Origin of the sequence: Klebsiella sp. MS 92-3 (assembly GCF_000195655.1) — a bacterium.
GTDB lineage: Bacteria > Pseudomonadota > Gammaproteobacteria > Enterobacterales > Enterobacteriaceae > Klebsiella > Klebsiella pneumoniae.
Genome location: NZ_GL882815.1, coordinates 69,334 through 71,153, shown reverse-complemented (window position 1 = coordinate 71,153; position 1,820 = coordinate 69,334). Strand labels below are relative to the sequence as shown.

Annotated in this window: 3 protein-coding genes; all 3 read right to left on the bottom strand. The window is 59.6% G+C overall.

The window, feature by feature from the left end:
• A partial coding sequence (locus HMPREF9538_RS12565; RefSeq protein WP_002904617.1) for a tautomerase family protein occupies positions 1–380 on the bottom strand: 380 nt, incomplete at its 3' end.
• The gene (locus HMPREF9538_RS12570; protein WP_002904619.1) at positions 371–691 is read right to left on the bottom strand and encodes a carboxymuconolactone decarboxylase family protein; all 321 of its coding nucleotides are present in this window, start codon (positions 689–691) and stop codon (positions 371–373) included. The genes HMPREF9538_RS12565 and HMPREF9538_RS12570, both read right to left, overlap by 10 nt.
• Before the next feature lie 160 nt (positions 692–851).
• The gene (tam, locus tag HMPREF9538_RS12575) at positions 852–1,613 is read right to left on the bottom strand and encodes a trans-aconitate 2-methyltransferase (protein WP_004176221.1); all 762 of its coding nucleotides are present in this window, start codon (positions 1,611–1,613) and stop codon (positions 852–854) included.
• Positions 1,614–1,820: the final 207 nt, after the last annotated feature.

Here is a 1,820-nt window from a genome sequence, read left to right as displayed (position 1 = left end):
CATTCATCCGCCATCTTCCCTGCGCTAAAACTCCAGTCCTCCAGTTGGTTAAACTGGATAACCACCATCACGTCCTGCGGGCTGACCGCCATCTCGTCGTCTAACCGCGCGCAGAGCCGACGATAGAGTCCCTGTTTCTGCGCCCGGCTGCGCGGTTTTCCGGCGAAAATATGAAACAGCACGAAGCGGGCGCTGCGTCCTTCGCTGAGGTAGTGCGGGTCGTAAATGCGCTGCTCATCGGCGGCCCGTTCGATAAACTGAAATCTATCTGCTGACGGAACGTCGAACTCCGCCACCAGACACTCATGAAAGAGCGCCGACAATTGAGCAAACTCCGCGGGACGCCAGGCGGTGCCAAGCGAAATTCGGGTCAGGGGCATGACGCCTCCTGCGCATTCAGGCAGGTCAGGGCGCTGGCCGCCGCCGGCCAACCGGCATAGAACGCCAGATGGGTAAACAATTCGACAATTTCTTCCCGGCTCAGGCCATTCTGATAGCCGAACGCGATGTGCCACGGCAGCTGTTCAGTTTTGCCCTGCGCCGTCAGGGCGGAAAGGGTGATCAGGCTGCGTTCGCGGGGCGACAGCTCGCTCCGCGCCCAGATATCGCCAAACAGCACCGTTTCGGTAAGCTCGGCTAGCTTTGGCGCGATAGCAGCCAGCGTTCGGCGATCGACAGGAGGAGTACTCATAGTGATTCTCTTTGCAGGTTAAAGGAGTCATCACTGTCGCACGCTGACTAAGATATTGAATATCGCAACGTTCGGGATTATCAATCCTGAAAAGCAGGATGGTATAGCCGATCCTTTACACCTTTCATCACTCCGCTTTTCTGCCCACCTATCCCAACGGTCAGGCGGCGATCTTTCGCGCCACGATAAACAGCCGTGGGAAACGCAGGAGCACCTTCCCGTTACACTGTAACGGATAGTGTGCGGCCAGCAATGCGAGATAGCGTGTGAGAAACGCGCTTCCGGCCTGCTCGTCCAGGCCTGCCAGATAGGGGCGTAACCCGGTGCCCTGCAGCCAGTCGACAATCGCCTGATGAGAAGCAAGGGGATGAAAATAGGTGGTGCGCCAGATATCAACTTCGCAACCCTGGCGGCTGAGCAGATCGTACCAGGCGGCGGGCGGGAGTAACGGCTGGCGTCCACGGTCCGGCAACCCCATCTCGCTGGCAACCTGACGCATCAGGGTATGGGAAGGTTCCTGCCAGTTATCCGGCATCTGCACTGCCAGCGTTCCGTTGTCCGCCAGCTGGTTTACCAGATGGGGGAAAAGCGTCTCATGATCCGTCAGCCACTGCAGAGAGGCGTTGGCATAGATCACATCTGGCGGTTGCGCAGGCCGCCAGCGGGCAATATCGGCGTCGATGAACTCACAGTCGGGTAAGGCCTGCGCCGCCTGGACCAGCATGGCCGGGGAGTTATCGATACCGACGATCGTCGCCAACGGCCAGGCGGCGCGTAGCAGGCGGGTGCTGTTTCCCGGCCCGCAGCCGAGGTCGACGGCGTGCTCGACCTGCAGATGGGCAATACGCGAGAGCAGGTCGGCCGCGGGGCGGGTACGTTCAGCGTCAAATTGCAGATACAACGAAGGATTCCAGTCGGCCATCGGGTGCAGTTCCTGTGTGAGGAGGGAGACAGGGAAAAGCATAGAACGCGTCAGGCGGCATGTCAGCGGTTAATGAACCTCAGCGGTCACCTTTGTGCGTGACAGTGTCACAAAATAGAACGTGGCTGGATTGCGCCTGCGCTGTTGGCCGAACCTGGGATTGAGACATGGCAGGGAACGTCTCTGCGCCCGTGGCGGGCGCAGGAG

Coding starts and splice junctions, on each gene's coding strand:
- tam (WP_004176221.1), bottom strand. CDS start 1,613: ATGGCCGACTGGAATCCTTCGTTGTATCTGCAATTTGACGCTGAACGT.
- HMPREF9538_RS12570 (WP_002904619.1), bottom strand. CDS start 691: ATGAGTACTCCTCCTGTCGATCGCCGAACGCTGGCTGCTATCGCGCCA.